The organism is Pseudoalteromonas sp. SG41-2 (genome assembly GCF_014164535.1).
Classification (GTDB): domain Bacteria; phylum Pseudomonadota; class Gammaproteobacteria; order Enterobacterales; family Alteromonadaceae; genus Pseudoalteromonas; species Pseudoalteromonas rhizosphaerae.
The window spans coordinates 1-25057 of the sequence record NZ_JACJFK010000012.1; the positions used below are offsets into that span (position 1 = coordinate 1).

Annotated in this window: 20 protein-coding genes; 10 read left to right on the top strand and 10 right to left on the bottom strand. The window is 39.8% G+C overall.

The genetic code is table 11. From position 1 onward, the window contains the following. Positions 1 to 156 precede the first annotated feature (156 nt). Positions 157 to 1998, top strand: coding sequence for a DUF4105 domain-containing protein (locus H5186_RS11050; protein WP_182739527.1), 1842 nt, complete (start codon positions 157 to 159; stop codon positions 1996 to 1998). On the opposite strand, the gene H5186_RS11055 is transcribed toward H5186_RS11050, so the two are convergent. Then, a complete protein-coding gene (locus H5186_RS11055) occupies positions 1995 to 2819 on the bottom strand; it encodes a sterol desaturase family protein (RefSeq protein ID WP_182783497.1) in 825 nt (274 codons plus the stop codon). The genes H5186_RS11050 and H5186_RS11055 overlap by 4 nt on opposite strands. Next, positions 2809 to 3258 (bottom strand): SRPBCC family protein, encoded by a 450-nt coding sequence (locus H5186_RS11060; RefSeq protein WP_182783499.1) that lies wholly within the window; start codon positions 3256 to 3258, stop codon positions 2809 to 2811. The genes H5186_RS11055 and H5186_RS11060 overlap by 11 nt, the downstream gene beginning before the upstream one ends. Before the next feature lie 96 nt (positions 3259 to 3354). Here H5186_RS11060 and H5186_RS11065 point away from each other — a divergent pair, with 96 nt between their 5' ends. After that, complete coding sequence (locus tag H5186_RS11065) at positions 3355 to 4353, top strand: AraC family transcriptional regulator (RefSeq protein ID WP_013465771.1); 999 nt, start codon at positions 3355 to 3357, stop codon at positions 4351 to 4353. Positions 4354 to 4446: 93 nt separating this feature from the next. Further along, complete coding sequence (locus H5186_RS11070) at positions 4447 to 5181, top strand: ABC transporter substrate-binding protein (RefSeq protein ID WP_182794457.1); 735 nt, start codon at positions 4447 to 4449, stop codon at positions 5179 to 5181. A gap of 23 nt (positions 5182 to 5204) precedes the next feature. Here H5186_RS11070 and H5186_RS11075 read toward each other — a convergent pair whose 3' ends face one another. Then, positions 5205 to 5615: an NUDIX hydrolase gene (locus tag H5186_RS11075; RefSeq protein ID WP_182794458.1), complete on the bottom strand. Its 411-nt coding sequence runs from the start codon at positions 5613 to 5615 to the stop codon at positions 5205 to 5207. A gap of 251 nt (positions 5616 to 5866) precedes the next feature. Between H5186_RS11075 and H5186_RS11080 the strand changes: the two genes are divergently transcribed. Continuing rightward, positions 5867 to 7756 (top strand): acetate--CoA ligase, encoded by a 1890-nt coding sequence (locus H5186_RS11080; protein WP_182794459.1) that lies wholly within the window; start codon positions 5867 to 5869, stop codon positions 7754 to 7756. A gap of 119 nt (positions 7757 to 7875) precedes the next feature. Then, positions 7876 to 9144, top strand: a complete 1269-nt coding sequence (locus tag H5186_RS11085) for a mechanosensitive ion channel family protein (protein ID WP_182794460.1) — start codon at positions 7876 to 7878, stop codon at positions 9142 to 9144. Between the two features lie 3 nt (positions 9145 to 9147). Here H5186_RS11085 and H5186_RS11090 read toward each other — a convergent pair whose 3' ends face one another. After that, positions 9148 to 10032 (bottom strand): LysR family transcriptional regulator, encoded by an 885-nt coding sequence (locus tag H5186_RS11090; RefSeq protein WP_182730754.1) that lies wholly within the window; start codon positions 10030 to 10032, stop codon positions 9148 to 9150. A gap of 88 nt (positions 10033 to 10120) precedes the next feature. Between H5186_RS11090 and H5186_RS11095 the strand changes: the two genes are divergently transcribed. Further along, positions 10121 to 11263, top strand: a complete 1143-nt coding sequence (locus H5186_RS11095) for an alkene reductase (protein WP_182794461.1) — start codon at positions 10121 to 10123, stop codon at positions 11261 to 11263. 82 nt (positions 11264 to 11345) lie between these two features. On the opposite strand, the gene H5186_RS11100 is transcribed toward H5186_RS11095, so the two are convergent. After that, entirely contained in the window at positions 11346 to 11876 is a 531-nt protein-coding gene (locus H5186_RS11100; protein ID WP_145234322.1) for a hypothetical protein, read from the bottom strand. 324 nt (positions 11877 to 12200) lie between these two features. On the opposite strand from H5186_RS11100, the gene H5186_RS11105 reads away from it, so the two are divergent. Continuing rightward, entirely contained in the window at positions 12201 to 13541 is a 1341-nt protein-coding gene (locus H5186_RS11105; RefSeq protein WP_149979997.1) for an L-cystine transporter, read from the top strand. Positions 13542 to 13856: 315 nt separating this feature from the next. Further along, entirely contained in the window at positions 13857 to 16124 is a 2268-nt protein-coding gene (gene katG / locus H5186_RS11110; protein WP_182767314.1) for a catalase/peroxidase HPI, read from the top strand. A gap of 147 nt (positions 16125 to 16271) precedes the next feature. Here the strand turns inward: katG and H5186_RS11115 are convergent, their stop codons facing one another. Both H5186_RS11115 and H5186_RS11120 read right to left on the bottom strand, forming a co-directional pair. Beyond that, a complete protein-coding gene (locus H5186_RS11115) occupies positions 16272 to 16469 on the bottom strand; it encodes a CPXCG motif-containing cysteine-rich protein (RefSeq protein WP_145234329.1) in 198 nt (65 codons plus the stop codon). Between the two features lie 764 nt (positions 16470 to 17233). Next, entirely contained in the window at positions 17234 to 18754 is a 1521-nt protein-coding gene (locus tag H5186_RS11120; RefSeq protein WP_182794462.1) for an aldehyde dehydrogenase family protein, read from the bottom strand. Positions 18755 to 18943: 189 nt separating this feature from the next. On the opposite strand from H5186_RS11120, the gene H5186_RS11125 reads away from it, so the two are divergent. Both H5186_RS11125 and H5186_RS11130 read left to right on the top strand, forming a co-directional pair. Then, on the top strand, positions 18944 to 19846 hold the full coding sequence (locus tag H5186_RS11125; RefSeq protein ID WP_182783510.1) for an AraC family transcriptional regulator: 903 nt from the start codon (positions 18944 to 18946) through the stop codon (positions 19844 to 19846). A 306-nt stretch (positions 19847 to 20152) separates the two neighbouring features. Next, a complete protein-coding gene (locus H5186_RS11130; RefSeq protein ID WP_182794463.1) occupies positions 20153 to 21535 on the top strand; it encodes a Na+/H+ antiporter NhaC family protein in 1383 nt (460 codons plus the stop codon). 142 nt (positions 21536 to 21677) lie between these two features. Here H5186_RS11130 and H5186_RS11135 read toward each other — a convergent pair whose 3' ends face one another. The 3 genes from H5186_RS11135 to H5186_RS11145 form a co-directional block, all read right to left on the bottom strand. After that, positions 21678 to 21917 carry a hypothetical protein gene (locus H5186_RS11135; RefSeq protein WP_182717570.1) on the bottom strand — a complete coding sequence of 80 codons (240 nt, stop codon included), beginning with the start codon at positions 21915 to 21917 and terminating at the stop codon, positions 21678 to 21680. A gap of 2113 nt (positions 21918 to 24030) precedes the next feature. Continuing rightward, a complete protein-coding gene (locus H5186_RS11140; RefSeq protein ID WP_182739518.1) occupies positions 24031 to 24504 on the bottom strand; it encodes an RES family NAD+ phosphorylase in 474 nt (157 codons plus the stop codon). Then, the gene (locus H5186_RS11145) at positions 24504 to 24938 is read right to left on the bottom strand and encodes an antitoxin Xre/MbcA/ParS toxin-binding domain-containing protein (RefSeq protein ID WP_182739517.1); all 435 of its coding nucleotides are present in this window, start codon (positions 24936 to 24938) and stop codon (positions 24504 to 24506) included. Before H5186_RS11145 ends, H5186_RS11140 begins: the two co-directional genes overlap by 1 nt. Between the last annotated feature and the right edge of the window lie 119 nt (positions 24939 to 25057).

Here is a 25057-nt window from a genome sequence, read left to right on the forward strand (position 1 = left end):
ATCAGCTAAAAGCAGAAACAAGCTTTAATAAAGGCATGCCCGCAAAACAGAAAAAAGCTATGCGCAGTACAGGTTACCTTGAAAAGGTATTGAAATCATAGGCTTTTTTCATGCTCTTGCCCTGGGGTTTATCTCTAGCGGCTTTTATTAGTGATTATGAAAAAAATATTATTTGTTTTACTAATTGCACTGTTCAGTGCTTACTCAAACGCTAAAAGTATTGAAATTAATACATTAGCAACAGATCCATACTGGCTTAAACTGGGTCACTATCGTCCGACGACGCTAGGTGGTTGGAAAAGTGAAGTAGACAGTGTTAAGTTTTTTTTATCCCCTAAAGGAAAGGTAAGCCCAAGGGATGAGCTCAACACCACAATTAACGCATTTAATGGCGATAATAGCCTCCCTCAACAAACACAACAAACTCGGTGCCAATTTCCTGCACGTTACACGTGGCTTAAAACAAAAATAAAAAATAACTGGCCAGAACTTAATTGCCCAGATCTACAAACTTGGCAAAAAATTATAAACCCTAAGGGCGTTACTTTAGTCTTTCCAACTGCATTTATGAATAGTCCATCATCAATGTTTGGCCATACCTTGTTACGTATTGATGCAAAGGATCAAACTCGGCATAAAGAATTACTCGCATTTGCCGTTAATTTTGCAGCAGAGCCAGATGGTTCTGATAATGCTGCAATGTATGCATTAAAAGGCTTAATTGGTAGCTATCCGGGCAAATTTTCACTGATGCCGTATTATAAAAAAGTACGCGAGTATAATGATTTAGAATCTCGTGATATTTGGGAATACAAACTTAATTTATCCGAGGAGCAAGTTAAGCTTATTTTATTACATCTATGGGAGCTACAATTAGCCACTTTTGATTACTTTTTTATAGATGAAAACTGCTCTTATCAGCTGCTCGCATTATTACAACTGGCAAAAAACGATCTCAATTTAACATCCTCATTTGACTTACAAGCCATTCCATCTGATACCGTTGCGGTACTTAGAAATAATAACTTGTTACAAACACCTAATTATCGTCCTGCGTTTGGTACTAAACTGTATCATTATTCTACTCAAATGACTGACGAGCAACTTAATGACGCAAGAGCGCTTATGCAAGGTGGATCACTCAATACCCGAAACTACTCCGAATCACAATTGGTCGCTATATTAGAAATGGCCTATGAGTGGTTAAATTTTGAGTTTTACGATAAAAATTTAAACCGTGAAGAAATTGCCCCACGACTTGCTAAGTTACTCCTCATGCGTAGCAAATATAAAATAGCTTCGCCATTTACCAAACCAAATCGACCTGCAGCCTCTCCAGAGCAAGGTCATGGTTCTTCTAAAATAACGCTAGCAAGAACCCATTATAATCAACAAAGTGATTTAACAAGTTTTGCATATCGCCTCGCATACCATGACTTACTAGACACCTCTGCTGGGTTTATTCCTGGTGCTCAAATTAGCTTTTTTGATATTGAAGGCGCTATAAAAGATAACGGTAACACTCAGCTAGAACATTTTTATCTATTAGATGCAATGTCACTTGCACCCGATAACCGGATTTTTGATAGCTGGTCATGGAACCTTAAAATGGGCTTTGATCGACAGCCAAATAATGACTTTCAACAAGGCCGCTGGTTTACTAAAGGTGGCTATGGAAAATCAATCGGCAACCCAAACACCCTTCATGGCTATTTATTAGCACAAGTTGAGTTTAACAATGGCGATATAACGGATAAGTTAACAACGGGGTTTGGCACAGAAGCTGGTGTTATTTGGCAAATCAATAATAGTCATAAGCTTGCCCTTACAACAAATATAATGTGGCTTGTCGATGCAGACGTAGATAATCACGCTGATCTAACATTAAAATGGAATTACGCTTTGTCACGAAATTTATCTATACGCACAGAGCTAAAAAACCAGCGATGGTATACAAGCAGTACGTCGGCTAAACTAGCCATTCAATATTACTTTTAATCACTGGGTTTTACGGAGCTTGTTGGGTAACCAAACAGCACGTTTAACTTGGCTTTTAACCCTTTAGCTTGGTAGGTACTTTTAAATAAATACTGCCACTGATGAAAGGTGATTTTGATTGGGTTATTACTGTTTAGTTGGCCAATAATGCCGTATTTACAGGGCTTGTTTTCATCCTCTTCTACATAAGTGCCAAATAATTTATCCCAAATAATTAAAACGCCAGCGAAGTTTTTATCTAAGTAGCCATTATTTATAGCGTGGTGCACCCGATGATGCGATGGGGTATTAAATAATGCTTCAAACCAACCGAGCTTTTTTACCACTTGCGTGTGTACAAAAAATTGATAAGCCAAATTAAGTGCCACCACCGCAAAAACAATCACAGGCTCAAAGCCTATTAATATCATCGGTAACCAAAATAGCCACATTCCCGCCAGCGGATACATTAAACTTTGCCTAAATGCCGTGGTAAAGTTCATTTGAGTAGAACTATGATGCACTACATGAGCGGCCCATAACCAATGAATATGGTGTGATGCACGATGAAACCAATAGTATAAAAAGTCTTGCAGTAAAAAAGCGCCTAATACAGTAAATAGCGTCAATTCAATATCAAATAGCCGAAACTGATACAACCAATAAAAAAACGGCATTAATAATAATAACGCAATGGCATCAGCGCCTTGATGTAATAAAGCAAGTAACGCGTTGGCTAAGCTGTCTTTTATATCGTAGTAACGTCTAAATTTTATAAACTCAACCCCTACAAACAGCAAAAAAATAGGGCTCAGTGCCAATAAAATAATTTCAATGCTCATGACGTTTCTCCTGAAAATAGCTGGCTATTTTTTTAAGTGCTTGGCTAACATCTTTTTTTATAAAAAAAGCCAGTATAAAGTCGGGTAACCACAAAGGCGCAATACAACGAATATGGTAGCTGATCTCGGTGAGTGATGGCTGAGTATTATTGGCTTTTAAGTAAATATCACCACGGTGCTGTGCAACGGGTTTATCCCCTAAAATGCGGTAACAAATGTGGCTATTATCGGCCGTTATTATTTGCTCTTTAAATGTTGTACCTTGCATTTTTACTTGTCTAATAGTGCCTTTTCCACCACTTATTTCACCCGAATCTTGCGGTGTTAACACTTCAAACTGCGCATTAAAAAAGCGCCCCAAATCATCATGCGCTAATAATAAGATGCGTAATTGTTCAGGCGTTGCTGCCACACTATGTTTAACGTTTATCTCAATCATTGTGTGCCCCATATTATTTTTATAGATCTCTAGCATATAAAAATATTGCATGGCAAACTTGCGATTAGATGACTATTTTTTAGCTTTAGGCGACAAATGAAAACCTTAGCCGATCATTACTTTTCTAGCTGTTTGGATTATCTTCAAAGCACAGGATTAGATAGCCAAGAGATACTAACTGCCATTGAATTTGATGAATATACAAATAAGCAAACACAACAATTAGCGCCTCGTATTAGCTTAAAAAGCTATAATGCGCTGCTTAGTTATGCACAGCAAACGCTAAATGACTCCTTATTCGGGTTTGAATTAGGAAAACAAATACGTACCGCTGATTTTGGTGTACTTGGGTATTTAATTGAATCGAGTACTAATCTAGCCAGTGCCATTACTGCACTACTGAGCTACGACAGTTTAGTGGCTAACATAGGGCGTGCTGAGTTTGAACAGCAACAAACACTTTGCAAAGTAACTTGGTTAGCCGATCCACAGTGCAGCCCACAGGCCGTATTACGAAATATGACCGCGTGGGTAAGTGTTATACGCCAACTGCTTAATCCTCAGCTTTCGCCTAGTTGCGTTTATTTTACAGCACATTTTTCAGACAGTGAGTTACAACAATTAGCGCAATGGTTTAATTGCCCAGTAAAAGCTGGCGCTAACTTTAATCAAGTAGAGTTTCCAAGTAGTTACTTAACCCTTCCTTTTAAAACCGATAACTCCCAGATTAACGCTGTGCTAAAGCAAATGTCAGAGCAACAGCTATCCCAGTTTAAAAGTCAGCAATTATTAACAGAAAAAATTAATCATATTTTAATGGCTAAATATGATTTGCAGGACTGTTCACTGATCAGAACGGCTAGTGCTTTAAATATGACCCCGCGCACAGTGCAACGTCATCTAAAGCAAGAAAACACCAATTTTGCCGCTCTCCTTGAGCAAGAGCAAAAACGCCGTTTGTTAACATATATTCCTCATTATTCGCTAAGCAGTATTGCAACTATGTTGGGGTTTAATGATCAAAGCTCTTTTAATCGCGCCTTTAAGCGCTGGTATCAATGCTCACCTCGTCAATTTATAAAAAACAATAATTAAACAATTTGATTACCTAAAACACACATTTAACGTATACCTTTTTATTGATTTTATTTACACTAGCCTCATGTATTGCTTTAAAGACAATTATTTATGCGTTTGCGTATGATGTTAACTGTTTTTGTATTGGTTTTTTATAGTGCGGCCTGTCACGCAAACCCGGTTACCTTCATCGCTGAAGATTTGCCCCCTTATCATTTTAAAAACCCTCAAGGTGAAGCGCAGGGTGCCTTAGTAGATATCGCTAAAGCAGTATTAAAAGGCACGGCTTTAACAGCAACGTTTGAAATAATGCCGATGGCGCGTATGTTTCAACAACAACAAGCCAATCCTAATGCCATCATGCTGTCACTGTTAAAAACACCAAACAAAAACAGCCAGTTTAAGTGGCTGGGAAAAGTGTATTTTGCAGATGCATACCTAGTAAGTTTACGCAGTCATAACGATGAAGTGATTCACTTAAACTTTGCCAAAGAATACAAAGTAGCCACTATTCGCGGTTATTCTGCACAAGCTTATTTAGAAGCTCAAGGCTTTACTGAAAGTGAGAATCTAGTCTTAGTGAGTTACTACCAGCAGCTATGGAGAATGCTGTATAAAAATCGTATCGATTTTGTGGTGACTAACACCCTCACTCTTGAAAACGAGTTAAAGCGAGCAGGGCTCGACCCAAGCTTAATTACTAAGCGTATACACTTAGATGAGCTACCTTCTTCTCTTCACTTTGCAGCAAGTAAGCAGCTTAACCCGCAAACAGCGAAAATTATTACTGATAGATTAAACGCTATAAAAGAAAGCGGTGAATACCAACAAATTTTAAATAAATGACAACTCCCTATTCCAACGCGCCTTTAGTATTGAGTAGGTAAAACGCCTTGCGTTAAGTAATTTTTCAATGAAGTAAATAAAGGTGAAGGTAAGTTATTAATATCGCACCAACGCCACTGTAAACATTTGTTAGGCTCTTTATTCACAGGCTCGCCACCTTCATACTTTGCCTGCACATATAAAGTAATATAGTGCTTGTTCTCGGCGCTAAATATATCGTTGGTAAAATCGAGTTTACGAATATTAGTAACAGTAAGCCCTGTCTCTTCTGCTACTTCGCGCACTGCACATTGCTCAACCGTTTCACCAAATTCTAAATGTCCCCCAGGGGTTGCCCAGGTATTTGCACCATGTGCGCCTATTCGCTCACCGAGTAAAATTTTATTATCATGCATTACTATCACTGCAACGCCTACTCTGACAACTTGATTCATTATTACCACATTAAATAGTTCATCATTTTTATATGTTACCTCATTTAAATCATCAAACTAGTCGTTAGTTCTTTATAAACCATAGCGTTAGCTAAAAACCAAACAACTCGTTCATTATTTAACCGACCATAGTCGAATATCACTCCTGATAAAAAGCGCTTACTTTTAAGGTCTGTTGATCTTTCAAGGTTTAATCCGCAAAGGTCAACAGACCCTAAATAAAGTTAATTAAATTTTGCTCAGGAGCCTTTATGTCAGGTGAATACAAACAACACTACAACGAGTTTAAACAAAACCCGGCAGCGTTTTGGTTATCGCAAAGTAAACGCCTCCCTTGGTACCAGGCTCCCGAAACAGCTTACACACAAGATGAAAACGGTTTATATCACTGGTTTGCCGACGGCCAACTTAATAGCTGCTTTTTAGCGGTAGATCAGCATGTTATTGCCGGCCATGGTGATGAAACAGCGTTAATTTATGACTCACCCGTAACCCATACCGCGCGCAGCTACAGCTACTTTGAACTACAACAAGAGGTCGCTAAATTCGCAGGAGTAATGCAGTCTTTAGGCGTAACAAAAGGCGACCGCGTGGTTATTTATATGCCCATGATCCCCGAGGCCGTAATTGGTATGTTAGCCTGCGCCCGCATCGGCGCTATTCATTCGGTCGTATTTGGCGGGTTTGCAGCACATGAGCTTGCCGTAAGAATTGATGACGCCAAGCCTAAGTTAGTACTCAGTGCCTCTTGCGGTGTGGAAGTGAATACCGTAATTGAATACAAAGAGTTACTTGATAACGCCCTCGAATCAGCCTCTTATAAAGTAGAAAATTGTATTATTTATCAGCGTGAGCAAGTAACTGCACCACTTATGCCTGAGCGTGATATTGACTGGGCTATTGCAATGCAAACAGCTACTGGCGTTGATCCTGTTCCTGTAAGTGGCGAACACCCGCTTTATATTTTATACACGTCAGGCACAACGGGTACTCCCAAGGGGGTTGTTCGTGAAAATGGCGGCCACGCTGTTGCCATGCATTACAGCATGGAAACCGTATACGGGATGAAACCTGGTGACGTGTTTTGGGCCGCTTCAGATATTGGTTGGGTTGTAGGCCATTCGTACATAGTGTATGCCCCACTTATGTACCGCTGCGCCACTATTTTATTTGAAGGTAAACCGGTTAGAACCCCAGATGCCAGTGCATTTTGGCGAGTGGTTGAACAGTATAAAGTAACGGCTTTATTTAGCGCACCGACAGCCTTTAGAGCGATAAAAAAAGAAGACCCCAATGCCGATGGGTTTAAACAATACGATACTTCAAGTCTGAAACGCTTGTTTTTAGCAGGCGAGCGCTTAGATCCTCCCACCTACGATTGGCTCAAAGAAAAAACAGGCCTACCTGTGCTTGATCATTGGTGGCAAACCGAAACTGGTTGGGCGATAGCCTGTAATCCTGTCGGCATTGAGCACCTACCTACAAAAGCAGGCAGTTCAACGGTTGCGACTCCTGGGTTTGACGTACGTATTTTAGATATGAATGGTGACGAATGCGCCCCCAATGAACAAGGTGCAGTCGTTATTAAACTGCCTTTACCGCCAGGATGTTTACCCACTATTTGGCAAAATACCGAACGCTTTAAAGCCGGTTATTTAAGTGAATATGAAGGCTATTATCTCTCTGGCGACGGCGGTTATATTGATGATGATGGCTACCTATTTATTATGGGCCGCACCGATGATGTGATTAATGTCGCGGGGCATCGTTTATCAACCGGTGAAATGGAAGAAATTGTAGCCGCTCATCCCGCGGTTGCTGAATGTGCCGTATTTGGTGTTAATGATGCGCTCAAGGGTCAAAACCCCATGGCCATGGTGGTATTAAAAAATGATTTTCATGGTTCGCATAAAGAAGTAGAGCAGCAATTGGTGCAAACCGTGCGTAATCAAATCGGCGCTATTGCGTGTCTTAAAAATATTATGTGTGTAGAGCGCTTACCAAAAACACGCTCAGGTAAAATTTTACGCAAAAACTTACGTCAACTTATTGATGGTGAAGAACTACAAATTCCATCAACCATTGACGATCCGAGTATTTTTGAGGAGTTAACTCTGCAACTTGCTGAAAATAAAATATAAATATTATTTTTAAAAAGTCTATTTAAGCGCGGCTTAAATAGACTTTTCTCGCCCCATCTGCTTAACTAGATTTCATTAAATAGATGAAACTCACGCAAATAAATCTCTTGGGAATATAAATGACTGAAATACGATCGCAGCTGCGAGAATTTTTACTGCAATGGTTTAGTCTTTATTTTCCTGGGAGTGCGCATTTATGGTACAACATATTAGTACTGTGCTGGGTTGGCTTATTTGCGCTCATATTGCACCTCATCTTAAGGTCAGTTTCAAAACGACTACTTAAAGGCCGCTTTAGTGATAAAGTTGTTCAAACCGCTACCCACACGCCTGCTGACTTAGCGCTTAAATTAACACGTAATATTTCCTTTGTTTTACAAGGTGCTGTGGTTGTTATACAAGCAAGGCTCTGGGTTCCAGAAGGAACGGCTTTTTTACATATCATTGAGATGTTTACTGATCAGTGGATCATTTTATTTGCACTGCTCTCGCTGTTCTCTTTGCTCAATATTTTTCAAGCAATATCTGACAGGCAACCCATTGCAGCTCACTTTCCATTACGTGGTTTTTTACAAACAATTAAACTGATCGCCAGCGTATTAACCGGTATTTTAGCGATTTCATTATTAATGAATAAATCCCCGTTAATATTACTCAGTGGTTTAGGTGCGCTATCGGCTGTACTGCTACTGGTGTTTAAAGACGCTATTTTAGGGCTGGTGGCCGGTATTCAGCTTTCAGCAAACAATATGCTTGCGGTTGGTGATTGGTTAGAAATGCCCAAATACGGCGCAGATGGCGATGTGATTGATATAGCCTTGACCACAGTTAAAGTAAGAAATTGGGATAAAACCATTACCACTATCCCAACCTATGCGCTAATTTCTGACTCATTTAAAAACTGGCGCGGTATGTCAGAATCCGGTGGGCGGCGCATAAAACGGAGTATCCATATAGAAATGAGCAGTGTGCGCTTTTTAGATGAGCAAGAGATCACCGCGCTGAAAAAAGCAGATTTATTAAGTCACTACCTCGAAATTACCCTACCGGCTATTAACGAGCAAAATACCACGAAAAAAATAGATATGAGCTGTACGTTAAATGGTCGTCGGCTCACTAATGTTGGCACATTTCGTCATTATTTAGTCGCGTTATTAAAACATCACCCACATATTCATCAGGGAATGACACTGATGGTAAGGCAGCTAGAGCCAACTAAAAATGGCTTACCCATTGAGATTTATGCATTTACCAATACAACTAATTGGGGTGAGTATGAAAATATACAGTCAGATATATTTGACCATATATTAGCGATATTATCCGCCTTTTCGTTACGTGCCCATGAGGCACCAACAGGGAACGATATTCGTCAACTAATTAAATAGTCACTAAATCCGTTTTAATTGCGCTATTAACCACTGGTGAATATCGCTGTTATTTGAACGTGGATGCCACGCTGCAATCACCTTAAATGGCGGTGGTAATAATTCAACTTCAAGCTGTTTCACTTTGGCGTTTGGCAGTAAACGCGATGGGTAAAAAGCAATTAAGTCAGTACTGCAAAGCAAATCGGGGACAAATGAAAAGCCAGGCACTGACATAACAATATTGCGCGCATAGCCCTTATCAGCAAACCATTGGTCGTGAGAGCCTCGTAAGTTAGCACGGGACGCCGAAACCACTAATTGAGAGTGTGCCGCCACTTCAGCAAGGCTCAACGTCGATGAAGAAAACACCGTGTCTTTCCCTGCTATACAAATATGCTGTTCTTCAAATAATGTGTCATAGATTAAGTTTGCAGGGATAAATTCAGGAAAACTAATTAATAAATCCAGCTCTCCTGCACTTATTAATTGATTAACATTATCAGAGGCAAAGTCACGAATAATCAGCTTTAATCCTGGCGCTTCGCGTCTTGTTATTTCTAATAATTGTGGCAAAAGAGCTGCTATAGCGTAATCAGTCGCACTTATTGTAAATACGCCCTTGTAGCTACTTGGGGTAAATTGTTTAGGTATTAATAACGCTTCTACCTGAGTTAATATTTGATTAATGGGCTTCTCTAGTGCAATTGCTTTAGGTGTTGCAACCATTGTATTGCCTTGGCGAATAAAAAGCCGATCGTCAAATAAGTCACGCAATTTTCGCAGCTGCTCACTAATAGCCTGCTGGGTTAAGCCCATTTTGCGCGCCACATCCGACACATTTTTTAGTTTAAGTAATGCACTCAATATTCGTAATTGTTTTATATCAAGCCGAGATATACCATTCATAATTGTATCTTAAACAAAAAAGCATTGTTTCAAATTGTACCTTTTAATCCCTATGCTCACCAGCATTATTAATTTAAAAGGTATTAAAATGAGTCAACCAAGTAAAAATATCGACAGTCTATTTTCATCAATCAATTTAGGCCCATACACACTTAAAAACCGTATTGTAATGCCGCCACTTACCCGCTCACGTAGCACGGTTCCTGGCAATATCCCCAACGAGGTGATGGCCACATATTATGCACAGCGTGCTAGTGCTGGTTTTATGGTTACCGAAGGCACTCAAATTGAACCAAGAGGACAAGGGTATGCCTGGACACCGGGCATTCATTCTAATCAACAAATAGCTGGTTGGAAAAAAGTAACTGATGCAGTACATGCAGAAGGTGGAATTATTTTTGCCCAACTTTGGCACGTTGGCCGCGTTTCACATACCAGCTTACAGCCTAATGAAGCCAAACCTATTGCCCCCTCAGCTCTAATAGCTGATAGCGTTAAAGTCTTTATTGAAACAGGACCGGCTCAAGGCGCTTTAGCCAACCCAAGTGAACCACAAGCTTTAACAACCGATGAAATAAAAGAGCTTGTTGGCATGTATGCACAAGCTGCCCGTAATGCGCTAGAAGCGGGGTTTGATGGCGTAGAGCTGCATTGTGCTAATGGGTATTTAGTAAATCAGTTTATTTCTGAGCACACCAATAAACGAGATGATGAATACGGCGGCTCTCTTACTAATCGCCTGCGCTTTTTAAAAGAAATTGTCGCGGCAGTAAGTGACGTAGTAGGCCCGGAGCGCTTAGGGGTTAGATTTGCGCCCTTATTTAGCAGTACTGATGAAACCCGTGTTTATTTAGGGTTAGTAGAATCAAACCCGCATCATACCTACATTGAAGCGATTAAAGCACTTGAACAAGCTGGTATTGCCTACCTTTCAATTGCAGAAGCTGATTGGGACAATGCCCCTGATTTACCAGAGCAATTTTATCAAGCAGCTAGAGCTGAATTTTCTGGGCGTATTATTTACGCTGGTAAGTACACTGTTGAAAAAGCGGTGGCGATGTTAGCTAAAGGCTACGGTGATTTATTTGCTTTTGGTCGCCCTTTTATTGCAAACCCTGATTTACCAGCGCGCATAAAAAATCAATGGCCATTAAATGAAGCCGATGCAGCCACTATGTATGGCGGGACTGAGCAAGGTTACAGTGACTATCCTTGCTATAAAAATGATTGATAAAAATAACGGAGTAAGAGGCAGCTTAAGTTAAAAATAAATGACCCAAACATGCAGCCTATGTTTGGGTCATTACAGGGTATTACTGCTTTTTATCTATCACCATTTTTAGTTCATTTAATGCAGCAACCGAAAAACCCCGATCATAAAAGTAAATAATCTTACCGCTACCATCAATTAATACGATGCGGCTATTATTCGGATTTTCATTACCAGTGAACGCTTGTACTGCATCACCGTCTTTATAAATAGTGATCACCCCGCCCCACAGTTCTTTAGGAATGCCTTTTCTCATACCGCTATCAATAAAAGTACTAAACATACGCGGCACCATGCCTTGAATTGTGGGTAACTCATAAGCGGTGACGTTTATGCCACTCATATCCAAGCCAATAAGCCAGCGATCAATATCAAATTGACTATCTTGTTTATACCCAATTAACAGTAATGTCTGTGCGTTGTTAAAGTCTGTAGGGATAGTAAATTGCTGTTGCTCCAAGCTTTCACCACTGATAGTTGGAAACTGTTTACCGACTAAGTTCTGATTTGGGTATTGACTCGAACACCCACTTAAAAAAATAAAAAACATTAAACCAACAACTGATCTCAACATCTCTGTTCTCACTATTAATTAATAAACGATTAGGAAAAATTCTTTTGAATACAAATTTTTGATACGAATAAACACGCTATTAAGATCTAAATAACAACCAAAGAAGTCCATTCATACTGTTTTTTATCATTGCTTAATTTACCATTGATTATTAGCACCTTTAAATAGAAGCTCAACGGTTATATTTGTGTACAATAGTATTTTTTATACTCAAACATTATTAGCACATATCAATTTGTTCTATAGCATATCAAAAGTGTATTTTCGTTACCCGATACAAAACGCTAAAGTGCCGCGCTTATTCACAGCTTTAAAGAGGATGCTATGTCGCTTGCTGTTTTATTAATGCTGGCATTATTTGTCGGTTTGCTGTTTGCGATTTATCTTTTTTCGCAAAAAAGTAAAACCTTATCTCGCACTGTTTTATTTGGCTTAGTTGTTGGTAGTGCTTTTGGTTTAGCCTTACAATTTTTATTTTCCCACTCCCCAGAGTCTATTAATGACGTTTTAAGTTGGGTAAGTGTTGTTGGTAAAGGCTATGTTGGGCTATTAAAAATGATCATCATGCCATTGGTATTGGTGTTTATGATTGCCGCCGTGGTGAAACTAGAAAACCAAGGCTCTTTGGGCAAAATATCGTTCATTAGTATTGCTGTTTTACTCTTTACTACGGCAATTGCAGCCTTAATTGGTATTGCCGTAACCTATGGCTTTAATTTAAGTATTGAAGGCTTAGTTTCGGGAACCCGTGAGGCAGCAAAAATGAGCACGCTAGAGGGTAAAGCAGCCAATGTAGCTGATTTAAGTGTGCCACAAATGCTATTGAGCTTTATTCCAGAAAATCCATTTGCTGATTTAAGTAACCAACGCTCAACCTCTATAATTGCCGTCGTTATTTTTGGTGTCCTTGTAGGGATTGCCGCACGCAAGGTGATGCTTGAACGTAGCGAACTAGCAGATCCAATTCGCAACGGTGTTAACGCCTTACAAGCCATAGTAATGAACTTAGTAAGAATGGTGATAGCGCTAACGCCTTATGGCGTCGCAGGGTTAATGGCAAGCGTTGTGGCAAACTCAAGTAGCAATGATATTGTTAATTTACTGGCGTTTATTGTGGCTTCCTATGTCGCTATATTATTAATGTTTATTGCTCATGGTTTATTACTTAGCCTAGTTGGTGTGAACCCTAAGAGTTACTTTGAAAAAATTTGGCCAGTACTGACCTTTGCATTTAGCTCGCGTAGTTCAGCAGCCTCTATTCCTATGAATGTGGATGTACAAATTAACCAGCTAAAAGTGCCGCCTGCTATAGCTAACTTATCGGCTTCTTTTGGCGCCACTATTGGCCAAAATGGCTGTGCCGGTATTTACCCAGCCATGCTGGCAATGATGGTAGCACCCAGCGTAGGAATTGATCCGCTGACATTCGAATTTATTTTACCGTTAATTGGCATTGTTGTTATAAGCTCTTTTGGTATTGCCGGAGTAGGTGGTGGCGCAACGTTTGCTGCATTGGTTGTATTACCGACCATGGGATTACCGGTTGAGATAGTCGCGTTACTGATCTCAATTGAGCCATTAATAGACATGGCACGCACCGCATTAAACGTATCAGGGTCAATGACCTCAGGTGTTATAACGAGTAAATTAATTAAAGTGCACTAGATTTTTTGTAGTCGCCCAGCTTTGGCTGGGCTTTTTTATCTGTATTACTCCCTCCGCCTTAAGTAAAAACAATCCATTTATCTAATCACTAAAACAAAATCAATCATATTTATAGATTGTAGTAATCGCTTTATTTCGCACACACATTTCAGCCCGTTGCTATATTCTTTTCATTGCTTTGTTATTCAGGCTTGATTAAGCCTCACTTGAGCAAACAAATTTACAACTCAATAATTTTTAAAACGATTGAGATCTCTGTTTAAAGTAGTAATACGCTTTGTATAACGAAATTCGTTAACTTTAAGGAAGCTGACAATGAAAAACCGTTCATTCAATAAAAAAGCGCTTGTTGGATTTATAAGTATGGCACTTATATCTGGCACCGCTGTTAGCCAAGAAAAACCACAAATGTCAAAGCCACAAGGTGCTGTTGGCATGGGTGAAGCTAAAATGGGCGCAACCAGAACAAACCAGTTTTGGTGGCCAGATCAACTTAACCTTTCACCTCTGCGTGATCATGATGAACGCTCAAACCCTTACGGTGCCGACTTTAATTATGCCAAGGCATTTAATAGCCTAGATTTAGACACAGTAAAAAGTGATATTGATGCCCTACTAACACAATCTCAAGATTGGTGGCCGGCGGATTTTGGTAACTATGGGCCATTTTTTATCCGTATGACATGGCACAGCGCAGGTACTTACCGTACGCTTGATGGCCGCGGTGGTGCTGGTGGCGGTCAACAACGTTTTGAACCTCTCAACAGCTGGCCAGACAACGTAAGCCTAGATAAAGCCCGTCGTCTACTTTGGCCTATTAAACAAAAATACGGAGAAGCACTTTCATGGTCAGATTTAATCGTATTAGCCGGTAACGTTGCTCTAGAAAACATGGGGTTTGAAACCTATGGTTTTGCCGGCGGCCGGACTGATGACTGGGAACCAGACATGGTTTACTGGGGCCCTGAAGTAGAAATGCTTGCCAGCGACCGTGAAGATGCCAGCGGCAAATTAGAACGCCCATTGGGTGCAACTCACATGGGTTTAATTTACGTAAATCCTGAAGGCCCTAAAGGGGTTCCTGATCCAATCGGTTCAGCTAAAAATATTCGTGTGGCGTTTTCTCGCATGGCCATGAACGACGAGGAAACTCTTGCACTTATCGCAGGTGGCCACACCTTTGGTAAAATGCATGGTGCGCACAAACCGAAAGATTGTGTGGGTGCAGAGCCCGCAGCAGCAGGCATTGAAGAACAAGGGTTAGGCTGGAAAAACAAATGTGGTAAAGGCCACTCTGAAGATACCGTATCAAGTGGTTTAGAAGGCGCATGGACACAAGCTCCTACTCGCTGGTCATCACTGTACCTTAGCAATCTACTTAACTTTGAGTGGAAACAAACACGCAGCCCCGCGGGTGCGATCCAATGGATCCCAACCGACGAATCTATGCACAAAACCGTACCTGATGCTCATGTGAAAGGTAAGTTTAATTCACCAGTCATGACGACTGCAGATTTAGCACTTAAATTCGATCCAGAATACCGCAAAATTGCTGAACGCTTTTTAAACGACCCTAAAGAGTATCAACTGGCATTTGCTAAAGCATGGTATAAATTGACTCACCGAGATATGGGGCCACCACGTAACTTCTTAGGTAAAGAAGTTCCTAAAGGAGACTTAATTTGGCAAGATCCTATTTCAGCAGAGACTCAATCAAACATTGATGCTGGCGCAGTAAAAGAGCTTAAAGCCAGTATTTTAGATTCAGGTCTTAGCGTATCAGAGCTAGTACGTGTTGCATGGGCATCTGCAGCAAGCTACCGTCATTCCGATATGCGCGGTGGTGCTAATGGTGCACGCCTTGCACTTGCACCACAAAAAGACTGGGCTGTGAATAATCCAGCTGAAACAGCAAAAGTAATCAAAACCTTAAAAGCGATTCAAACCGACTTTAATGATAGCTTCTTTAGTAAAAGCCAAGTGTCACTGGCCGACCTGATTGTGTTAGCTGGTAATGCAGCGATTGAAAAAGCAGCTAAAGAAGCCGGTTACAGTGTCACTGTTCCGTTTAATGCTGGCCGTGGCGATGCCACGCAAGCTCAAACTGACGTTAATGCATTTAGTTTATTAGAGCTGCCTGCCGATGGCTTTAGAAACTACTTTGATGCTGAACAAAGCTACAAATCGCCAACTGAAATGCTAATAGATAAAGCAGATCAACTTGATCTAACAGTGCCTGAAATGACGGTATTAGTAGGCGGATTACGTTCGCTTGATGCAAACTATAAAGGCACTGACTACGGCGTATTTACTGACAAGCCAGGCACTCTAAATAACGATTTCTTTGTTAATTTATTGGATATGTCTACGGTTTGGAAAAAGTCATCAGATGCGGGGATTTATCAAGGCTTTGATCGTCAATCAGGTGAGCAAAAGTACACAGCCACTTCAGTTGACCTTATCTTTGGTTCAAATTCAGAGCTGCGTGCAGTTGCAGAAGTATATGCCTTTGATACATCAAAGCAAAAGTTTGTAGAAGACTTTGTTGCGGCATGGACTAAAGTAATGAACTTAGACCGTTAATAACCATTAAGTAATGCAACCATAGCGCTGCAATTAATTGCAGCGCTTTTTATGTTGGTTAATCATACTCTTTTATATATTACTGCATTGCTTTGCAGCTAAACATACTGCCCAAACCTTGCTGAGTGTAAGTGCCTATAAAGATAGTCAATAAGCTTCGTCATCACTAAAAACCGTCACTGAAAGCTCTTCATCTATATTTTCAAAAACCAAAAAATTAATAGGCTTACAACAGACTTGGCAGTCCTCAATATATTGTTGATCAACATCTGCCGGATCGAGCAGCACGTCAATATTCTCACCACAATAAGGACATGCTATCGTTTTTTCAGTTAATTGATTCATTGCTATAACCTCACATATTACTTGCTATACCCATTATCATTAGACATATAGTATCAAGGTGCATTTCTTTGTGCAGGCTCTTTGTTGAATTTCTTTGCTGGGGCAATCAGCATACTATACTCACTCATAGTACTGCCGATAACATACTTACACTCAAAGTGTTTTAACAAACAACTTTATTTATTGCTATATTAAACTCATTAAATTTAAGGGTGTTGGGTAAAACGAAAAAGCAACAGGCATAAATATCTTTGCCTAAGATAGTGCATATCTAGCCTCACAAAATTTAGGACATTAAAAGATATTTGCATAAATATATTCAAATTCATCATCTTTTTCATAAAATACGACATCACAAAGGGATCCTTTTGCTCCGCCTCGCTTTTTGCAAACTCAATATTTTTGCGCATATAAGAGCTCAAAATATCTAAATGACTTCAAGGAATTGGGATTTAATTTTTAGCAGCTTAGATTGCACTCCAGCCTCTATAAAAATCTAACGAGCCTGAAGAATAATTCGTTTTTAATTTATTTTTTATTGATGTACTAACCACAGTCGAATTCCTATTTTGATTCAATCGGTTACTTCTATTTCACGAAAAATATAAAAAGAGGACTTGGTGTTGTTTTAATTGGCATTTTGGAAGTTATTACAGGTGTTTGAGGATATAAAGCGCAGTGCTTTAGAAAAGTAAAAAAGCGCTGCAACAATACAGCGCTTTCATTACTCATAAAAATTATTTGTTTAAGCTTAACCGCTTTATTTAAAAGAAGCCGAGCGGATCTTCGCTGTAGCTTACTAATAAATTTTTAGTTTGTTGGTAATGGTCAAGCGCAAGCTTGTGGGTTTCGCGGCCGATGCCTGATTTTTTATAACCACCAAACGCAGCGTGTGCAGGATACATATGGTAACAGTTGGTCCATACACGGCCTGCTTCTATTTTGCGGCCAAAGTGATAAGCACGGTTCATGTTGCGGCTCCATACCCCTGCGCCTAGACCAAATTCAGAGCTATTAGCCAGTTCGAGTGCTTCGGCTTCGTCTTTAAAGGTCGACATTGAAATCACCGGGCCAAAAATTTCTTCTTGGAATACCCGCATATCGTTAGTGCCTTTTAACAGCGTTGGCTGAATGTAATAACCGCCATTTAGCTCATCTGTTAGTTGCTCTACATTGCCGCCAGTAAGTACTTGTGCGCCTTCTTTTTTGCCAATTTCAATATAGCTGAGAATCTTATCAAACTGTGCTTTAGACGCTTGTGCGCCTACCATGGTTTCACTATCAAGCGGGTTACCGCGTTTAATTTTTAATGTGCGCTCTAAAATACGCTCAATAAACTGCTCGTAAATATCTTCTTGGATAAATAGTCGCGATGGGCAAGTACACACTTCACCTTGGTTAAAGTACGCAAGTACTGCGCCTTCAATGGCTTTACTTAGGAAGGAATCGTCTTTTTCCATTACATCGTTAAAGAAAATATTCGGTGATTTACCACCGAGCTCAACCGTTGATGGAATAATGTTATCAGCGGCACATTTTAAAATGTGTGAACCAACAGGGGTTGAGCCGGTAAAAGCAATTTTAGCTATACGCGTGCTGGTTGCCAGCGCTTCGCCCGCTTCTTTACCGTAGCCATTTACTACATTAAGCACGCCTGCAGGCAATAAATCACCAATGATTTCCATCAACACTAAAATAGATACTGGTGTTTGTTCAGCCGGTTTGAGTATCACACAGTTGCCTGCGGCAAGCGCTGGTGCAAGTTTCCATGCGGCCATTAGAATTGGGAAGTTCCACGGAATGATTTGTCCAACAACGCCCAGTGGCTCATGAAAATGATACGCGACTGTGGTTTCGTCTATCTCGCCAATACTGCCCTCTTGGGCGCGAATACAACCGGCAAAATAACGAAAATGATCTGCCGCCAGTGGGATATCTGCCGCCAATGTTTCGCGAATGGCTTTACCGTTATCCCACGTTTCGGCAACTGCAAGAAGCTCAAGGTTTTGCTCTATCCGATCAGCTATTTTTAATAATATATTGCTACGAGCCGTTACTGAAGTTGTAGCCCAAGCAGCTTTTGCAGCGTGGGCTTTATCAAGGGCAAGTTCAATATCCGCTTTATCAGAGCGTGGTACTTTACAAAATACTTTACCGTTAACGGGACTAATATTATCAAAGTACTGACCATTTACAGGCTCGACCCACTGTCCGCCAATGTAATTACTATACTGGGATTTAAAGTTAATAAGTGCGCCGTCGCTGCCAGGATTTGCATAGATCATTGTGTGTGTCCTTTATTCAAAATGTTGCTTTTTAAATTTAATCAAATTGACTAAGTTTGACGGGAGATTGTTGTTTATTTATCCGTCACCTGTTGACATTAGCTTATAAGAAGCATAAAAACTTGATTAGCTGTCCAAAAAACATGTCTGTGCGTCCAAACTCTGTTGGTCGTGTTTAAAGGAAATAAAATGAATACCACGTTATTGACTGAAAAACTGACTAAAAAGCGCCAAGCGGTTGATGTACTGATCGAAAATAAAATTACTTTTGCCTCAGACAACGCCGAGCTGAGCATTTACGACACCTACCAAGACGCACAAAAAGTAGCACTGCATTCCAGCGAACTGCTGTTTTGCGGCATGATCAGCGGTAAAAAAGTGATGCACGTTGCTGACAGTAACTACCATGAAGAATTTTTACCCCAGCAATCATTTGTATTAGCACCCGAACAAGGGGTTTTAATCGACTTCCCAGAAGCATCAATGCAGCAACCTACCACCTGTTTGGCTATCGAAATTAGCCGCGATAAAATCAGCCAAGTAGCTGACGCGCTAAATATGCAGCAGCAAATAAGCAGCGATGATTTTTTTCATTACATTCCAAAGCTGGTGCATACCCAACACAATCAACAAACCCAACAATTACTTGAACGGATGATTGGGTTATTTAGCGAAAACGAGCAAGATCGTCATTATTTAATTGATCTATCAGTAAATGAGTTAATCACTCGATTATTACAACAACAAAGCCGCGATTTAATGCTCGCCAATTGCCAACAAACTATTGCATGCCCATTAACCGATGCCCTACATTTTATTAAAGAACATCTTAATCAAACTTTAGATATCGATACTTTATGTAAAATAGCCTGCATGAGCCGTAGTAAATTTTACCAGCAATTCAAACTCGCCTTTGGGCAAACTCCGGCCATGTGGCAACAACAGCTAAGATTAAAGAGATCTCGCCAACTTCTACAATCAGGACAACAAATAAGTCAAGTTTGCTACGATCTTGGCTTTACCAACCCCAGTCACTTTAGCCGTTTGTTTAAGCAAAAATTTGGTGTTTCACCTAAACAATGCAAGCATTAATATTCATCTATTAAGAATTTTTAACTAAATTAAAAGTTTTTATTGACTCGAACGCAATTGCAGATTATTTTCCCGCTGATGTTTTTATCGGCATAACAATAGCGGCATGCATCCCCTGCACCGTCTGGCGCCAAGCCAACGCATTTTACTGTGTCGCAATTGTGCTAAACCCACCGCGAAACCTAACAGTGACTTCTGCGTGCAAAAGCAGTGACTTGGAATATCAGCCGTTGGGCTAACATTCTTTGTTTTTGTTAAGCAGTTTGAGCCAATTACTCAAATGCTTTTTATTTTGTGAATACTTAAATGCTCGAACCTTCTGCGTTAAGTCTTGTGCCGCCAGTTGTAGTGGTGGTTTTGGCGATCGTGCTACGTCGTCCTATTTTATCTTTGCTGATCGGTGCCCTTGTTGGCCTTGCTATGCTAAATCCTGTTGAAATGCTTAGCAACTTTGCTGCGGCATCGTTAAAAGTAATGGTAGATGAAACAATCGGCTGGCTTATTCTAGTGTGTGGTGGCTTTGGTGCGTTAATCGCATTACTAGTGCGTACCGGTGGTGCAGCAGCATTTGGTAGTTTTGCGCTGCGTTTTTGTAAAGGCCCACGCTCATCTTTACTCATGACCTTTTTGCTTGGTATCGTTATTTTTATTGATGACTACCTCAATGCGCTTACCGTGGGTGAAACCATGAAACGCATTACCGATAAATTCAAAATTAGCCGTGAGATGCTTGCTTACGTAGTTGACTCTACCGCAGCGCCAATTTGCGTATTAGTACCACTGTCTACATGGGCAGTATTTTTTGGTGGCTTATTGGTTGATAACAACATCGCCGTCGAAGGCCAAGGTATTGCTGTGTATATTCAAGCAATCCCCTATATGCTGTATGCATGGTTTGCCGTGTTACTTGTGCCATTAGTGGTACTTGGTGTTATCCCTTTATTTGGGCCGATGAAAAAAGCACAACTACAAGCGATGCAAGAACAACCGCAAGTAGATCCTGCACAGTACAACGAAGTACAAACTGCCGATGAATACGCAGTAAAAGCCGTTGAAGAAAGCTTTGAAAGCGCAGACAGCCACGGCAAACTGTACAACTTTTTACTACCTATTTTATTGCTCGTTGCGTTCACTGTGTATTTTGACATCGACGTGTACAAAGGGTTATTAGCCACATTCGCCGTGACGCTGCCATTTTATATGCTGCAAAAGCTAATGCCATTTGCCGAAATGATTGAAAAAATGCTCGATGGTTTTAAAAGCATGTTGCCAGCAATAGGAACTGTGATCGCCGCATTTATTTTTAAAGATGTGTGCGACCAACTACTATTACCACAGTTTGTAATTGATTCCTTAAGCCCATTCATGACCGCAGGCTATTTACCTGCAGTGGTGTTTTTAGCAATGTCAATTTTGGCGTTTACTACAGGCTCAAGCTGGGGTATTTTTGCGGTAACAATTCCTATTGTGATGCCTCTGGCAGTCGCGGTTGATGCAAATATACCGCTGGTGATTGGTGCGCTGTTATCTGCCTCATCATTTGGTAGCCAAGCATGTTTTTACTCAGATTCAACTGTCCTTGCAGCACAAGGTTCAGGCTGTAACTTAATGAGTCACGCAATTACTCAATTGCCCTATACACTCATCGCAGCCGCCTGTGCATTTGTCGGGTTTTTAGTGATAGCATAACGACAAAGGTTAAAAATGGTCTAGCTTTTCAGCGCGGGAAATAAATACCCGCGCTAATTTTTTATCAAGGAAAGAATCGGATATAATAACGAAGCTAGAAATTTTGTAAAAGGAGTAATATTTTGCTCTACACTTGCCATTTCTAAAGCTTCCATATATGCCACACAAAAGGACGTATAGCAAGCGTTACATCGCCTTGCTGTTCATCTGGGCTTGAAGGAATATACCAACCTCGCATTACCTCTTTAATGAAGCCATGCTTAGTCAAGCGCTCTCTATCGGTGCGCTCAAGCATTTTCGATTGCACAGCAATAATGCCACTATCTTGCAATAGCTTTAATCGCTCTAGAGAATGTGTAAGCTTTACTGACACTTGATTCATGTTAACACAGCTAGTTTTTGCTGAAGTTGAAAATTAGCTTTTAGTGTAGTTAATTACTAGCTTTTAATGCAGCTGTGATAGCTTAGGAGAATTAGGTGCAGGAAAAAGTTAGCGAGGTGAAGGTTAAAAACAAACCCATTTAACTATACAGCCACTTTAATTGAGCAAACAAAACTGTACAACTAAATTTACTTTTTAGGCTCAAAACATTTCTATTGCTACTTGGTACTTGGTACTTGGTACTTGGTACTTTAATTTCAGCTATTAAATGGGTCATTATCCCTATTAAAGTCAAATTATTCGAAAAAAAATAACTGACTGATACTATTTAACTTTTTACTAAGTGGCCGGATTTTTAAGCTAACAACTATTTTGGCGTGAAATGCCTGCAAAACGTAAGATCTTTTAGATTGTTTGCCTGTGATTGTACTTTCTAAGCGTTTTTCACGCTGGTATGCATGAGTTGTAAAATAGGAACGCCCTCTTTATACTGAACGCATATATCCTTAGCCATCTAAAAAAGCCATAATCATTATGCTCAAGACTATTTATCCATCCAAAAGCTTGTTTATCCAGCTCTTATTTATTTTTATAATAGTAGCATCCATAATGCTTTCACATGAAGAAAAATCAAGCATAAAAACGGGGTACAGCCTTGAAACTCTCACTACCAAAATAGTTATCAACCATGGTTGGCCTCTAACTTATAAAAAAAGCCAAAGAGGGTGGCCTTCCATTATCTATTACACCAACTTGTCAATCATATTGTTAATTGCTTTTTTGGTCGGTTTGGTAATTCCTTTGGTGATTAATCTCGGCACTTTCTATTGTGAAAAAAGAAAAAAATAGAAAAATAGAAAAATAAAGTTAAGAATACCATTAATTAGAGTGATATGGGATTAGGGGGCGGCTTTAACAATGTCTTTATTGGCTTGGCATACTCCTAGATAAATAAGCAGAGATAAAATCTGAAAGTTACTTATCTCTTTACTTATCTTTGCCTTCTACTTTCTACCTATTATGTCGTCGATGACACAACGTTTAGTAAAGTGTCTGTTAACGTAGGCTTTGCGCCAACTGCATTAAATGAAAGTTCATTTTAAGGCGACCTAACTATCTAATAGCTACGTTGCTTTCAATCAAAATAATAAGCCAACTATTACTCAATAATTACTCCTGTAATATTCCACTACGGGCCCTATGTCATAGTCAATCACGCACCTTGTTATTGAAAATTTATACACGCTAACAAATTGTTCACTAAATTTATATATTTGGTATTATTCGCTTTTTCGTATAATAAGTTAATAACGAATGAAGTAATAACAAACCTATAAGCTCACACACCGCTACTTCAGCAGTAGAGGTAGAACTAGTATAATAGAAAATAGAGGTTATTTTATAAACTCTTGTTGATAAGAAGTAACCAAACACACTAGGAAATATCAATAGTAATACCGAGCAGAGAATGATGAATCGTATGATCAAATGCTGATTTTTTAAAATATTATCTTCCCATGCTCGAACTACAACATACAGGTACGGAGCAAATATGAATGGGATATACAAAAAAAGATTTAAGCTCTCGTCGCTACGAGTGAGTATTCCGAAAATCAATAGAATACTAATAATTAGAAATAAAAGACTACAAATGACCGACAGTGTTTTAACAAAGAATTGTTTCATGAGTGCTTATTGTCGCCTAGATTATTAAATAAATTTAAGATGAGATAGGTTAAGTTATTCTATCTATCAAATCAATAGATTAAAGAATCGCCCGCAAGCGCCCCCCCGTTTAAAGGAGTCCTAACTAAGCACTGTGCTTTTCTTTATTATCTAATTCGACTAACTGATTTTTGAACACTCCCCTCCCGGTCTGCAATCAAGCACCCGAGGTTTTCGCTACGCTCTGTTAAATTGTGGCAGACACAAAGTTTAAGAAATTAAACCCAGTACAATTAGTGAATAGCGATTCTTGCTTACAGTCTGAACTGTTTTGTATAAATAGCACTTATTGGAAGCAATGAAAATAGGCTCTAAAAACATGCCTAAGTGGTTGAAAATATATTTTCAAGCTGATAGTAAGTGGTCGAATCAGCCACTTACTAAATCACTAAAGCTTTAAAGCTAATCTTTTAGGGTAACTAAATGGTTGGCATTCAACGCATTTTATTTCATGCGCATCAGTATGTGCGGGATTTATTATAAAATTATACTCATCTGAACAAACAGATGAAGGAACTTGCAGTACAGCTTCTCCCATACTCGTTAACCAGTCGCTACCCACTATTTGGGTTTTTAATATATAAGGGTGATCATCCCAGTCACTTGGTAGATCAGATACAACCAAGCGTTTAATTTTCAGTTTATCAGGTATCAATATAGATGTGACTGATAGCTGCTTGTTAAGTATATCCGTAGAGTCGTTCACTAACCTCTCAAGCATTGCAAGTGAACGGCTACTTGCTGTGTAAACAACAGGTTTACCAGCCATGTGCCATCTACCTTCTGCATAAAGCCCACCTAGGCCTGATAGCGCGTTATTTGAATTGTTATGTTCAGTTGGGGCAATTCTATAACAAATCATCAAGCAGTGAATCCATACTCTAGCCCATAAATAATTCGCTTAATTAACTCACGGCCGCGAATGGTATGCAAAAATTCTTTTGGCGCATTGCCATCGAACTGCGTATGAGCGGTGTTCAACCACTCATTCCAACGTTTTACATCACCAAAGTATGAAATACCTATAGACGACAAACGTGCAACTTCCAATGCATTTTGACTTAAGTTAATACCTAAACGTTTGCGCTCTTTTACATGTCGCTCCAATGTCCGCGTAGTAGTACCAATAGTCTTAGCTATTAGTTTTTGTTCCCATCCAAGCGATTTACTAAGAAGGAAAATGGACGAAGCTTTCAAGCCTGTAGTAGCAACAGTAATTTCTTCTAATGCATTAGAGTTGTTAGTGATTAACCCACCACTCACTACTTTTATAAAATCAAACTTTAAAGTTTCCATAAACACCTCCAGCGACAATTGTCGTTAATTATAATACCAAGTGTCAAAACTAGCAAGGTGACATAGCGCTATTCACTGATAGCTGAACGAGATGGCCGCTGGGGTTCTTGCATCTCATG